7 protein-coding genes are annotated in these 14,943 nt (G+C 41.1%); 6 read left to right on the top strand and 1 reads right to left on the bottom strand.

The window, feature by feature from the left end:
* The first annotated feature begins 370 nt into the window (after window positions 1–370).
* From EYS08_RS06195 to asnS, 4 genes are all read left to right on the top strand, one after another.
* Window positions 371–1,819: a circularly permuted type 2 ATP-grasp protein gene (locus EYS08_RS06195; RefSeq protein WP_131029178.1), complete on the top strand. Its 1,449-nt coding sequence runs from the start codon at window positions 371–373 to the stop codon at window positions 1,817–1,819.
* A 10-nt stretch (window positions 1,820–1,829) separates the two neighbouring features.
* The gene (locus tag EYS08_RS06190; protein WP_131029176.1) at window positions 1,830–2,765 is read left to right on the top strand and encodes an alpha-E domain-containing protein; all 936 of its coding nucleotides are present in this window, start codon (window positions 1,830–1,832) and stop codon (window positions 2,763–2,765) included.
* Between the two features lie 108 nt (window positions 2,766–2,873).
* Window positions 2,874–3,857, top strand: coding sequence for a transglutaminase family protein (locus EYS08_RS06185; RefSeq protein ID WP_131029174.1), 984 nt, complete (start codon window positions 2,874–2,876; stop codon window positions 3,855–3,857).
* A 124-nt stretch (window positions 3,858–3,981) separates the two neighbouring features.
* Entirely contained in the window at window positions 3,982–5,430 is a 1,449-nt protein-coding gene (gene asnS / locus EYS08_RS06180) for an asparagine--tRNA ligase (protein ID WP_131029173.1), read from the top strand.
* Window positions 5,431–6,276: 846 nt separating this feature from the next.
* Here the strand turns inward: asnS and EYS08_RS06175 are convergent.
* On the bottom strand, window positions 6,277–7,938 hold the full coding sequence (locus EYS08_RS06175; protein ID WP_131029171.1) for an FMN-binding glutamate synthase family protein: 1,662 nt from the start codon (window positions 7,936–7,938) through the stop codon (window positions 6,277–6,279).
* 83 nt (window positions 7,939–8,021) lie between these two features.
* On the opposite strand from EYS08_RS06175, the gene EYS08_RS06170 reads away from it, so the two are divergent.
* Together EYS08_RS06170 and EYS08_RS06165 are read left to right on the top strand one after the other, a co-directional pair.
* Entirely contained in the window at window positions 8,022–8,642 is a 621-nt protein-coding gene (locus EYS08_RS06170; RefSeq protein ID WP_086545539.1) for an L-threonylcarbamoyladenylate synthase, read from the top strand.
* Between the two features lie 532 nt (window positions 8,643–9,174).
* Window positions 9,175–14,943 (top strand): lamin tail domain-containing protein, encoded by a 5,769-nt coding sequence (locus tag EYS08_RS06165; protein ID WP_131029170.1) that lies wholly within the window; start codon window positions 9,175–9,177, stop codon window positions 14,941–14,943.

Below are 14,943 nucleotides of genomic sequence, written 5' to 3'. Positions count from 1 at the left end.
CGAGATTGAGGACCAATAATAAAAAGAAAAGCTCCAGTTTTTACTGAAGCTTTCTGGTTTGGATTGTTTAGTTTATGTTGATTATGAATAAGTCTTGATGTTTTCGTAAAAAAAGCGCCGTTGCCAGCGCTTTTTTTAAACCAAATATATAATAATAATTAACGAGCATTACAAAAGTACAAACTTTATTCATATTAGCAAGTATTTTTATTAAAAATTTTAAATATTTCAATAAAAAACACATAAAACACTAAAATACATACGTAAAAAATTAATTAAACAGATATAAATCATATAAAAATTAATTTTTTATACAAAAACATTAGTTTTTTACTTACAAAATCATAATTTAAGGAAATATTTAAGCAAAATGATAGAAGATTTTATAAAAAATTACTTAAATCATCCCAAAACTTATGATGAAATGTTCTTAAATAGCGATCGTTACCGGGATCATTATTCAAACTTCATCAATAATTTCTCTAAAGAATCTCTCGATAACCTGAACAAAAAGGAAGAATTGGCTAAAAAGCTGTTCATGAGCCAGGGCATTACCTTTACGGTATATGATAGCGGCGAAGGCATCGAAAAAATCTTTCCTTTTGATATTATCCCGAGAATTATCACTTCAACAGAGTGGAGTTTTATAGAAAAAGGAATAAAACAACGACTAAAAGCGCTGAATCTTTTCTTAAAAGACATTTATAGCAATCAATTTATCTTAAAAGACCAGATTGTACCTATAAATGTAATTTATTCTTGTCCGCATTTTTTAAGAGAGATGCACAATGTAAATGTATTACACGATATCTATATCCATATTGCAGGGATAGACCTGATAAGGGATCATGACGGAACATTTTATGTGTTGGAAGACAACCTGCGAACACCTTCGGGGGTGAGCTATATGCTCGAGAACAGGGAAATCACCAAAAGGTTATTTCCCGACCTTATTCCGCAGTGCGGCGTAAGAAGTGTAACCGAATACCCTGCCATATTATATAAAAATTTAATGAGCCTCTCTCCCAGAGCCGTTTCGAACCCAACCATTGTACTGTTAAGCCCGGGCATGTATAATTCTGCGTATTACGAACACACTACCCTTGCCCGTTTAATGGGGGTGGAACTGGTAGAAGGCCGTGATCTGGTGGTTAAAAACCAAAAGGTGTTTATGAAAACCACCACAGGCCTGCAGCAGGTTGATGTGATTTATCGCCGTGTAGATGACGACTATCTTGATCCACTGGTTTTTAATCCGAACAGCGTTCTGGGCGTTGCTGGCCTAATGGGTGCCTATCGCAAAGGGAACGTAGCCATTATTAATGCAATAGGCAATGGCGTAGCCGACGACAAAGCCGTTTATACCTATGTACCAGATATGATCAGGTATTACCTGAACGAAGAACCCATTCTAAAGAATGTGCCCACCTACCAGCTCAGCAATAAAGATGAGCTGGATTATGTTTTTGCGAACATCAATACGATGGTAATTAAAAAAACCAATGGAAGTGGTGGATATGGCATGTTAATGGGGCACGCTGCCAGCGAGCAGGAAACGGAAGAATATAAAATTGAAGTATTGAAAGATCCACGCAATTTTATTGCCCAACCTACCATCAGCCTGTCTTCTGCCCCGTGTTTTATTAACGGAAAACTGGCTCCGCGCAGAATCGATCTTCGCCCTTTCGCTTTAAACGGACCAGATGGCATTTCAATTGTGCCGGGCGGCTTAACCAGAGTAGCTTTAAAAGAAGGTTCGCTGGTCGTAAACAGCTCGCAGGGTGGCGGCAGTAAAGATACATGGGTTTTAACTTCTTAGAATACAGAATATGTTAAGTAGAGTTGCATCAAGCTTATATTGGCTAAGCAGATATGTTGAGCGCAGTGATGGTATGCTGCGCATGTTAAAAACAAATTATGCTTCCTCACAAGATACCATACAGGAATTTACATGGAAGCCCGTAATCAGGATTTTTTCGTCGGATGACGAAAATGAATTATTGAATATCCAGCACGATAGCCGTGCCGTAATAGAATACCTCTTGTTAAACCGCGAGAATCAAAATTCAATTTTAAACATCGTTACCCTAGCACGGGAAAATGCTCGGAGTGTTCAGGAACACATCCCTAAAGATTTATGGCAGTGTTTAAACGAATATTACCATGCGGTAAAAGACGAGAAATTATTGTGGTACGTACAGAAAGATGACCCGGTTACAGCCTTCGATGTCTTGATTAAACAGGTAATGTTATACAACGGAACTGCCGACAGTGTGATGGAGCGCGGAGAAAGCAGAAGTTTTATGAATATTGGCAAACACCTGGAGAGAAGCATACAGTCAGTCGATATTCTCGATATTAAATTCAGTTCGATAAGCAGCAATCCAGATCTGCTGACGGATATATCCTACTGGAAACATTTATTGCTATCATTAGGTGGGTATGAACTATACCTAAAAACTTACAGGCAAGGTTTCGATGCAAAAAACATCATCGAATTAGTGATGCTCAACAATGATTTTCCTCGGTCGGTACTGTATGCCATGAACAATATTGAAAGATATTTTAACCGGTTAAAGAGCGAAAGCAATATCGAACATTACAACAACTTATCTTTTAAAATAGGGCGTTTAAAAAGCATGATTACCTATAGTTCGGTAAATACCATGAACGAAGAGCAGTTGCACCATTACCTTACAGAGATCAGGGCTGAACTTTTCGGCATCGGAAACCTGTTAAATGAATATTATTTCGCAAATTCATAAATTTTTAACCACAGATGAGCACAGATCAACACAGATACTATTCTTTTATTGATTTATGATCTGCACTTATCTTTTCACCTGCTGTAACCTATAATAATAAAAACCAATATGCCAATTTTCAAAATCAAACATATCACCAATTACAAATACGAGTTGCCTGTTCGCGATAGTGCAAATCAGATTATTTTATTCCCGATTAAGGATGATTTTCAAAAGGTGGTTAAACACGACCTGAATATCTCCGGAAGCCCGGAAATTGAAATCTTTATCGATTATTACGGCAACGAGGTAGGCACTTTTACCCAAAATGAGCCGCATACCCAACTGAAAATCTTTTCGAAAGTAAGCGTAGAAACCTTCCCGAAGCCATTGCCGCAAGACGATATGTTTAGCAGCGAGCAGTGGAACAGTTTAAACGCCCTAAAATTTGAAGTACCATATATTGATTATTTAAGACAGGAAAGTTTTGATGGTATTGTTCAATTAAAAGAAACAGCTTTGAACATTAAGAGCACTGAAGATACGCCTTATCAAACCGCTATAAAATACTGCGCTCATGTGTTCAATAATTTCGAATACATTAAAGGAGTAACGGCAGTTGATACCACTATTGAAGAAATTTTAAAGCTTAAAGCTGGAGTTTGTCAGGATTTTGCCCATGTATTAACCGCGATGCTGCGTTTAACCGGTATTCCTGCGCGCTATGTAAGCGGCTACATCTGCCCCAATAGAGATGGTATGCGAGGTGAAGGGGCAACCCATGCCTGGGCCGAGGCATATTTACCCGAGTACGGCTGGCTGGGCTTAGATCCTACCAATAACTGTATAGCCAACGAAAACCATGTGCGCCTGGCAGTAGGCCGCAATTTTACCGATTGCTCGCCAGTAAAAGGTGTTTACAAAGGTGGTTTCGAGCATATTATGGAAGTTAACGTATCAGTAGGTTATAATGATGAAGATTTTAATGATAATGAAACTTATTTTCAGCCAAAAGAAGTGAATTACACTAAACCATCCGGAACAATAACCACGGCAAGAACACAAAATAGCTATCAACAATATATGGAAGCCATCCAGCAGCAACAACAGTAATAGTTCGGAGTTAAGCGTTTGGAGCTTGGAGTGAGCCGCTAGCTAAAAAACTGAAAACTGTGCACTGAAAACTGCCAACTGATACATTTTTTTTTCTAAATTTGCGCCTTTTACAAATAACAATATGATTAAGAGACAGCAAATTAAAGATTTATTAAAGTCGACAGCATTTGACACAGAAGTAACGGTTATGGGATGGGTTAGAACTTTCCGTAATAATCAGTTTATTGCATTAAATGACGGGTCTTGCATGAGCAATATCCAGGTTGTGATCGATTTTAGTAATTTACCTGATGAGCTGTTAAAAAGAATAACTACTGGTGCGGCCATTTCGGCAACAGGTAAATTGATCGAATCGCTTGGCAAAGGACAAACTGTAGAGATTAAGGCAACAAGTGTAGAAATTTTGGGTGATAGCGATCCTGAAAAATTCCCATTACAACCAAAGAAACACAGTTTAGAGTTTTTACGCGAAATTGCACACCTGCGTTTCCGTACCAATACTTTTAATGCCGTTTTTAAAGTGCGTCATGCTTTGGCATTTGCCATTCACCAATTCTACAACGAACGTGGTTTTGTGTATATGCATACGCCTGTAATTACCGCAAGTGATGCAGAAGGTGCCGGCGAAATGTTTAAAGTAACCACTTTAGATTTCGACAATACACCACGTACAGAAGATGGTAAGGTAGATTTCTCGCAAGATTTCTTTGCCCGTGCAACCAACTTAACCGTATCTGGTCAGTTGGAAGGTGAGTTAGCGGCAATGGCTTTCGGACAGATTTATACTTTCGGCCCTACTTTTAGGGCAGAAAACTCAAATACAACACGACACCTGGCCGAGTTCTGGATGATTGAGCCAGAAGTTGCCTTTGCCGATTTAGAAGATAACATGCAGCTTGCAGAAGATATGATGAAGTATGTAATTAAATATGCTTTAGACAACTGCAAAGATGAATTAGAATTCTTAAATACCCGTTTGGCTGAAGAGGACAAACAAAAACCGCAGAATGAGCGCAGCGAATTTAGCTTATTAGAGAAACTAGATTTCTGTTTAGCCAATGAGTTTGAACGTTTAACGTATACGGAGGCGATCAGGATTTTAAAGTCTTCTAAGCCGAACCAGAAGAAACAATTTAAATACCTGATTGATGAATGGGGTGCTGATTTACAAAGTGAGCACGAACGTTACCTGGTAGAAAAACACTTTAAAAAACCGGTAATCTTAACCGATTATCCTGCTGATATTAAATCGTTCTACATGCGCCAGAATGAGCCAGATGCTGAAGGCAGAAAAACTGTTGCCGCAATGGATATCTTATTTCCGGGTATTGGCGAAATGATTGGCGGATCGCAACGCGAAGAGCGTTTAGACCGTTTAACCAAACGCATGGAAGATTTAAACATTCCACAGGAAGAGCTTTGGTGGTATTTAGATACCCGCCGCTTTGGATCAGCTCCGCACTCGGGTTTTGGTTTAGGTTTCGAACGTTTGGTATTGTTCGTAACCGGCATGACCAACATCCGTGATGTAATTGCTTTCCCAAGGTTCCCGAAAAACGCAGAATTTTAGAAGGGTTTAGGGTTTAGGGTTTAGGGTTTAGGGTTTAGGGTTTAGGGAAAACAAATAGCCCATTATCAAAGAAGTCAAGTTTTAAAAAAAACTTGACTTCTTTTTTTGCATTATTAAGCCCCTGAAATAAACTCAGGGTGACGATCGAGGGAACGAATCCCGTCATACTGAACTTGTTTCAGTATCTATCATGCTAGCTTATTATTACCAAGCCCCTGAAATGAATTACCTTCGGTGAGCTCGCTTAAGGCCCGGTTTACTATGTAGCTTTCCGCTGCGCTACAGGTCAAGGTGACGGATCGAATGGATGAGTTTGCTGATTAATCCGTTAATACCTGTTCATTACTGGCCACCTAAACCTGATTGACGCGGAAAGCCCGCATCCCGATTCTTCATCACTGTTGTCCGGAGAAATCTTTTAATAAATTTTAACCGGACAGCCGATTTACAAATGGCTGCAATATTCAGGGACTGAAATATTTTTTTTATGAATATTGAAGCTACGACGAGTTTAAAAAGCTAAAATTAGGATTATGATCAAATTTTCTCCGGACAGCCGGATTTGATTAAGAATTTTAAAAATGAAGAAATAAGGGGGGCTTGCCTTTTTAAAGTCCTTTAAAAAGGCTGTTTTAGCTTAATTCAAATGATTTTATAGTACGTTTAGGTTTTAACCGGACAACAGTGATTCTTCATCGGGAGAGGACTTGTAGCAAAAAGCAGGGCTGAACAAACCTAAGCACTACCGCCCTTGCTTTCCAAAAAACTAATGAGTTGCCATATGATAGACTTCCGAAGTTCTGCCGACGCTCAACCTATTGAAACTTCGTAAGTCATCTTTCGCTGTTATCGCCCATCATCATGCATACTATCTCCATACGGATTGGCATGTGCATAATCTACCGCCGAAACCTTATAATCGGTTGGTGCAAAGCTGGCCGAAGTGCTTAGCGCCATACCCAGCTCGTAACGTGTTGGATACGGCGTTTTTAACAAACTACCTGCCGGGATATATGGAAAACTCTCTAAATAACTTTGCATTACACTCGGACTCACCCGCCTATTGATATACGCCCGGCTTAACTGATGCGTTTCTCTTAAACCCGCAGCCCCCAATAACTCTACAGCACTCGCCACAGTTAGGTTATGAAAGTTTTTAACCCGAACGGTTTTATCTTCTACCACAAGGCCTTTCATTAAACTCTGATCTTGTGTGGCTACGCCTGTTGGGCAGGTATTGCTGTTACATTCTAAAGCCTGAATACAGCCCAAAGCGAACATCATTCCGCGGGCGGCATTACACATATCGGCACCCAATGCAATATTTTTAACCAGATCGAAACCTGTTGCCACTTTACCCGAGGCGATAATTTTAATGTGTTTTTTAAGATCAAAACCATTCAAAACATCATATACAAATGCCACACCTTCGCGCAAAGGCATGCCTACAGAATTCGAAAATTCCTGTGGAGCAGCACCTGTTCCGCCCTCACCACCATCAACAGTAATAAAATCAGGGTAAATACCTGTTTCTACCATGGCTTTACAAATGGCGTAAAACTCGCTTTTACGACCGATACAAAGTTTAAACCCTACTGGTTTACCATCAGATAAATCGCGGAGTTTCTTAACAAACTCCAACAAACCGATAGGTGTATTAAATGCCGAGTGTGCAGGAGGCGATAACACATCTTTACCTTCGGGCACTAAACGGATCCTGGCGACCTCTGGCGTTACCTTTTTGGCAGGCAGCATGCCCCCGTGACCAGGTTTAGCACCTTGAGAAAGTTTAATCTCGATCATTTTCACCTGATCGGTTTTGGCCCGCTCGGCATAGGCATCGTAATTGAAAGTTCCATCGGCATTACGGCAACCGAAATAACCTGTACCAATCTGCCAGATTAAATCGCCACCCGGCTGACGGTGATAATCGCTGATGCCACCCTCACCGGTATTGTGTGCAAAGTTGCCCATTTTAGCACCGCCGTTTAAAGCTAGAATTGCATTCTGACTTAATGAGCCAAAACTCATGGCAGAAATATTATAAATACTGGCCGAATAAGGTTTTTTGCAATCTGGTCCGCCTACAATAACACGTGGATCTAAATTTAACTCGTGGTGCGAAATAGCGGCTATACTATGGCTTAACCACTCGTAACCATTATCATAAACATTTAACTGCGTTCCGAAAGGAATGGTATCGTTATCTTTTTTAGCGCGTTGGTAAATTAATGAACGGTTTAACCTATTATATGGGGTACCATTGGTATCGCTTTCTACGAAATATTGATACACTTTCGGCCTCAACTCTTCCATAAAATACCTTAAACGGCCAAAAACCGGATAGTTCCTTACAATACTATGCTTGGGCTGGTATAAATCGTAAATACCAAGAATTACAAAAGGACCAGTAAAAATGAATGTCCACCATAAGAAGGGATGGTACAGGCCCAGCATAATGGTTAGGGCAATTAAAAATGCAGCAATTGCGACGAAAGCTTTTCTCATAATAATAGATTAGCGTATGTTTTGTTAGTACAAAGATTAGGATTATTAAACAACTGACACCATTAATTTGTTATTTTTACGCTATGCTTATTAAGATTTATCCAGAAAACCCCAACGAAAGAGCCATTGAACAAGTTGTTGAAGTGTTAAAGAAAGGTGGCTTGATCATCTATCCAACGGATACAATTTATGGTTTGGGTTGCGATATCACCAATCCGAAAGCCATCGAAAAAATCTGCCGTTTACGCGGCATAAAACCCGAAAAGGCGAATTTCTCTTTTATTTGCCACGATTTAAAACACATTTCGGACTACATTAAACCGATTGACAATACCACCTTTAGGGTGTTAAAAAAAGCTTTACCAGGTCCGTTTACCTTTATTTTTAATGCGAATAACAATGTACCCAAGTTATTGAGTTCCAATAAAAAAACAGTGGGTATCCGTGTACCCGATAACAATATTGCACGCTGCATTGTGAAAGAACTTGGCAATCCTATCCTATCTACCTCAATAAAGGATGATGATGATGTAATTGAATATTCTACCGATCCGGAATTGATCCACGAAAAATACGAAGACCTGGTTGATCTGGTAATCGACGGTGGTTATGGCGATAACGAAGCCTCTACCGTAATCGATTGTACTACGGGCGAGTTTGAAGTGATCCGTGAGGGTAAAGGAAATATTGAGGAGTATTTGTAAGATCTTCTACATTATAAAGCCATATAACGTTTTTTATCAGGCATATATTAGAGTTCTTTTTTTGAAGTGAAGGTTCTAGTTCGCTGTGGCGGCCTCCTGCCCTGCTTTACACTTTAAGTCCTCCCTATCGTGCAGACATAATTCCATTCTTCTTGCGTCATTCCCGTGAAAACGAGAACCACAAAGTGCTCAGCGAAACTAATCTTAAAGCTTCACGCGTACCCCATTAACCTTTCTTCTTGCATTAAGATTGCCAGTCAAGCTGGCAATGACAGCCAATGCTAAGGATATTGCAAAAGATAGGTCGACACTAGGTTTTCACATCGGGATTTTGGGCTTTCCGTTTCAATAGTACTAGCGATTTTCTGTTCCTAATCTGCTAAAAGATCTCTCAAAGCAGGCACTAACGTCTGTATAAACAAAAAATTACCCTATATTATATTTATTTTTCCACAATCATTCAAATTAACATTAAGTTAATCTGATAATTAGGCATTTGCATATACATTTGTTGTAAAACAAAACTTATTATATGAAAAGACCTTTACTTCTCATTTTACTTTTTCTGGTTTTCTCCAATTATTTATCTGCCCAAGTTTCATTAACGGCATTAAATACAGCTAAATCAGAAAATTTTGACGGTATGACTGCAACAGGGACTTCAACAGTTGCTGGATGGAGTGCCGTTAAAGCTAGTGGCACAAACGCTGCAACCGTTGGTTCGGCATTATCATTAACGGTTTACACTAGCTCATCAAATGCTGGCGCCGTTTACAATGCAGGAACAGCTGGAGCAGCTGACCGTTCGTTAGGAAGCCTTGCCTCTGGTTCGTTGGTACCAAGATTTGGTGCTGCATTCCAGAATAACACCGGTGCAACCGTAACTTCAATCGATCTATCGGGTGTGATGGAACAATGGAGAACAGGTTCAACAGCTACGGTTAACGAAAAACTAAATTTCGAATACAGTTTCAATGCCACAAGCATTGCCGATGTATCGGCCACCTGGCTACCACTTACCGGCATGGACATTAACGAAAAGCTAACCACAACTACCGCAGCAGCTGGTATTGATGGAAACTTAACTGCAAACCAAACCGCTATTTCGGGGAGCATCACCGCAATTACCTGGGCAAATGGTGCCACGCTTTATATCCGTTGGACTGATACTGACGATTTAGGAAGCGACGGTATTTACACGATAGACGATTTTAGCATCACCCCAAAAGGCAGTGCTTCAGCTACGCCGGTTTTATCAGCATCAAATACTTCGTTGGTTTTTGGCGATCAAAATATTAATTCAAATTCTACAGCACAAAGTTACACTTTAGGTGGAGCCAATTTAATGACAGGCGTTTCAGTAAATGCTACAGCGCCCTTCTTTGTTTCAAAAGACAATACTACTTTCAGCAATTCCATCAGCTATACTGCAGTCGAGGTTGCTGCATCGCCATTGGTATACGTGCGTTTCAGTCCAACAGTTGCTGGCAGTGCAAGCGGCAATATTACCAATACGAGCGCTGGTGCTACCCCTGTTAATGTTGCAGTAACCGGAAATGGGCTATCAACAATTTTAATGGTAAACCAAACTGCTTTCGATTTTGGTTCGCAGAATATAGGCACCAATTCTACAGCACAAACCTTTACCCTAAGTGCAACAGGCTTAACCGATGTCGTAAATATTACCACTACACCCCCTTTTTATCTTTCGAAAGATAATGTTACCTATAGCACTTCTTTAGTTTATACGGTGGCTGAGCTTGCTGCAAGCAACACGGTTTCGGCACGTTTTAACCCTACAGCAGCATCCGCAGCATCGGGTAATATCAGTATTTCGAGCACTGGAGCAAGCACAGTGAACATTACTACAGCAGGCGTGGGTACAACACCACCCGCGGCGCCAACACATATTGTCATATCAGAAATTTATGGCGGTGGTGGAAACAGCGGTGCAACCTTTAAAAACGATTATATCGAATTATATAACCCGGGTAATACAGCAGTTGATTTAACAGGCTGGAGCGTGCAGTATTTAAATGCTGCCGGAACAGGCACCTGGGCCAAAACAGATTTAACAGGCAGTATACCTGCAAAAAGTTTTTATTTGGTTCAGGAAGCTGTTGGAGCAGGTGGAACCGTTAATTTACCTACACCAGATGCAACCGGGACTTTAACCCTTTCGGGCACCACCGGAAAAGTAATTTTAAGCAGCTCAAACGTCCTTTTAACTGGCGCGAATCCATCAACTGCCGTTGTAGTTGATAAAGTAGGTTTTGGTCCAACCGCAACAGGTTTTGAAACCGCGCCTACACCATTAATTTCCAACACCACTTCTATAGAGCGTAAAGCAAGTGCTACTTCAACGGCGGCTACTTTAGCGGTTGGAGGTGCAGAAGAATTTAATGGAAACGGTTACGATACAGATAACAACAGCACTGATTTTGTAGTTACCGCACCAAACCCACAAAACTCATCGGTTAAAGAGCCAACTGGCGCCAATCATGTGGTTATTTCTGAAGTTTATGGCGGTGGTGGTAACAGCGGTGCTGCATATAAAAACGACTTTATCGAATTATATAATCCAACCCTTTCAGCTGTCGATTTAACAGGCTGGAGCGTTCAGTATGCTAGTGCTACAGGTACGGGCAACTGGGCAGCAACCACCTTATCGGGTTCTATCGCCCCCAAAGGTTTTTACCTGATCCAACTGGCAGCAGGCGCAGGTGGTACAGTAGATTTACCAACCCCTGATAAAACTGGTACACTTAATTTATCAGGTACAACTGGAAAAGTATTGTTAAGCAATTCGGTTACCCCTCAAACAGGTGCCAACCCAGTTAGTGTAAATATTATTGATAAAGTTGGTTTTGGAACCGCAAATGGCTACGAAGGCACTGCCCCTGCACCGGCTACAACCAATACCTCATCAATAGAAAGAAAAGCAAGCTCAACTTCAAACGCCACCACCATGGGCGTTGGCGGCACAGAAGAATTTGCAGGTAATGGATATGATAGCGATGAAAATTCGTTAGATTTTGTGCTGAGGCCACCAAATCCGCAAAATGCCTCGGTAACTGAGCCTGCTTCGATGTCTGGCCCATACTTAGTTGTCACACCAAAAACCTTAGCTTTCAGTAATCAGGCTATAAACACTACTTCAGCAGCTAAAACTTATGTATTATCGGTAGGTAACTTAACCAATGCCACTACTTTAACTACAGCGGCACCTTATTCTATTTCGAAAGATAATATTACCTTTTCTACCACATTAAGTTATAGCGTTGCCGATTTGTCAACCAACCAAACGGTTTACGTTAAATTTCGCCCAACAGTTGTGGGTAATTCTATAGGTGCCATTTTACATGCAAGCTCGGGTGCAACTTCGGTTTCACTTTCGTTAACCGGTCCTGCAGTTGATCCTAACCAAACGGCTTTCAACTTTGAAACCTGTACAACTGTAGGCAGTGCTGCACTATCCGATGGTTTTTATCAATACAGTGTAACGGGTGCACAAACCTGGGGTTGCACCACTACTTTCGGCCATGATGCAGCCGATCCAACAGGCGTGGCAAGCGCTGGAAATGCACTGCAGATTAATGGTTATTCGAGCGGCAATATTTTGAATGAGGATTGGTTGATCTCACCAGCCTTAAATATCACTTCATTTAACTACGCCATTTTATCTTTCTGGACAAGATCTGCTTTCGCAGGAGATAAATTACAACTCAAAATCTCGACAAACTATACCGGCTCAGGTAGCCCGGCATTGGCCACATGGACGAGTTTAGATGGTAAATTCCCTGAAACGGGTAGCAATAAATGGACGAAATCTGACAATATAGACTTATCGGCCTACAAGGGCACACCAGTTTATGTAGCCATTGTATATAATTCTACTACTTCTTCGGCAAGCCGTTGGACGGTTGATGATTTTGCGGTAACCAATTCGAACACGCCACCGGCAGTTGATATTACCACTTCACCATCAAGCCTTAGTTTCGGTTTCCAGGCAGTTAATAGCACTTCTGCTGCAAATAGCTTTGGTTTCTCTGCAGGCAACTTAACGGGTGATGTAACTTTAACCGCTCCGGCCAATTTCACTTTATCAAAAACCAGTACCGGAGCATATACCAGTACAATAACTTACCCAAAAGCCGATATCAACAATACTTCGCCAACGGTTTACGCTAAATTTTCACCAACCGTAGTAAATACCAGTTATACCGGAAACGTAAACATTGCCACTACTGGTTCGGCAAATAAAACCGTTGCCCTTAGCGGAAATACCTTCGATATTGCCAATACTTTAGAAGTCGTAAACTGGAACATCGAATGGTTTGGCAGCCCTGCTCAAGATCCATCGAACGATGTATTACAGGCCGCCAATGTTAAAACCATCATGAACAACCTCAATGCAGATATTTATGGATTAGCTGAGGTGGTAGATACTACTTTGTTTAGAAATACAGTTTTACCAGCAGGCTATAATGTGGTGTTCAGTGAGTTCGGATCGTATGCCGATGATAAAGCCGATGCTGATTACCCATTGGCGCAGAAACTGGCCTTTATGTACCGCACCGATCTGATTAAACCCATTTCGACTTTAGGCATTTTAAGAGACACCTATAACCCTGCTGTGCCAGCAACCAGTGCAGATGGAACGCCTTACAAAAACTGGTCATCAGGCCGTTTCCCTTATATGATGCAGGCACAGGTGAAGATCAACAATAAATTGGATACCGTTTATTTTGTCGAGATTCATGCCAAAGCAAACACAGGCCCAACAGCCGATCAGATTGATGCCTATAACCGCAGAAAAGGCGGGAATAAACAGTTAAAAGATTGGTTAGACGCTAACCTTGCTGGTAAAAAAGTAATCATTCTGGGCGATTTTAACGACGTATTGGATGCCGATAAAACCATCGCGCCAATGCCAGGTACCGGAACTTCATACTCAGATTTCACCCAAGATGCAGTAAATTATTTTCCTGTTACCCTACCTTTAAGTTTAGCTGGGAAACAATCTACAGCTGGATTTAATACTGTAATTGACAACGTGATCATCACGAAAAGCCTTAACCTCAACTACATTCCAGCCTCGGCCGAGGTTTTAGATGCCGTTAAAAACCTGGTAACGAATTACAGTTCTACCACAACCGATCACTATCCGATTAAAACAAGATATTTATTCGGCAATGGCGCGCCTACAATTGATGCTGTCACAAACCAAGCCGTTTGTTATTCGCCAGCCAACCAAAGCATTGCTTTAACCGGAATTTCTGCCGGTCCTGAAACCGCACAAAACACCACACCTTCTGTTACCTCTGATAACGCCAACCTGTTTGATGTATTAACGGTAGCTGCAAATGGAGCCGATAAAGGGACCATCACTTACCATCTAAAAAACAATGTAAGTGGTGTAGCCAATATTACCGTTACCGTAATGGATAATGGCGGAACAGATTTTGGAGGCGTAGACAAAACCACTAAAACCTTCAAACTAACGGTTACCTCAACCGCTACAGCAAGCATTGCGGGCACATCAGCAGTCTGCTTAAACGGAGCCGCTCAAACCATCACCTTTACCGGAGCAAACGGAACAGCGCCATATACTTTTACCTACAATATTAACGGCGGAACAAGTAGAACGGTAACGACTACCGCGGCAAGTGCATCGGTAACAGTTTCAGCGCCAAGTAATGCAGCCGGAACATTTACCTATAATTTAGTAAGTGTTAAAGATGCAAATTGCGGTCAGGCACAAAGTGGGACAGCAACTATAACTGTATACGCTTTACCTGTGGTTTCCATTAGCAGCAATAAAGGTGTAACGATTTCTAAAGGTGATGCCCTTGTTTTAACTGCAACTGGCGGTACACAATACAGCTGGACAGGTGCCGAAATCACCAATGGACAAAACACCGCATCAGCAAGCATCAGGCCAAAACAAAGCGGCACCTATAAAGTAACGGCAACCAATGCCAGTGGCTGTGTTAGCGATCAAACGATTTCGATAACCGTAACCGAAGATTATAAATTAGAAGCCAGTACGGTAGTTACACCAAATGGTGATGGTTATAACGATAAATTTATCGTAAAAAACATCGATTATTACCCAAACAATACCGTGAAGATATTCGATAAGGCCGGGCGGGTTTTGTATACCAAACAAACTTATGCCAACGATTGGGATGGAACCATAAACGGTAGCCCGTTGAGTGAAGGCACCTATTACTACATCATTGATCTCGGTAATGGCATCGGCACATTCAAAGGTTTTATCAACATCATTAGAGACTAA

Source organism: Pedobacter kyonggii, from assembly GCF_004310665.1.
In the GTDB taxonomy this organism is placed as follows: Bacteria; Bacteroidota; Bacteroidia; order Sphingobacteriales; family Sphingobacteriaceae; genus Pedobacter; species Pedobacter kyonggii.
This window is presented reverse-complemented; position numbering and strand designations above follow the sequence as displayed.